The sequence below is a fragment of the Arthrobacter sp. Y3221157 genome, from assembly GCF_059089865.1.
The window spans coordinates 1-290 of record NZ_JBNHFD010000249.1; the positions used below are offsets into that span (position 1 = coordinate 1).

Consider the following 290-nt stretch of genomic DNA (forward strand, 5'->3'; position numbering starts at 1 on the left):
TCTCCGCGCGCAGGTCATCGGCGTTGAAGGAGATGGGCTCCTCCATCGCGGTCAGGGCCAGCAGCTGCAGCAAGTGGTTCTGGATCACGTCGCGGGCAGCGCCCACGCCGTCGTAATACCCCGCCCGGCCGCCGGTGCCGATGTCCTCCGCCATGGTGATCTGGACATGGTCCACATAGTTCGCGTTCCACAGCGGCTCAAACAGCTGGTTCGCGAACCGCAGCGCCAGGATGTTCTGGACCGTTTCCTTACCCAGGTAGTGGTCGATCCGGAACACCGCGTCCGGCGGG

Annotated in this window: 1 pseudogene; it reads right to left on the reverse strand. The window is 65.2% G+C overall.

The window, feature by feature from the left end:
- Positions 1-290 (reverse strand): annotated as a pseudogene (locus tag AC5RTT_RS20875) (glucose-6-phosphate dehydrogenase); the annotation flags it as partial.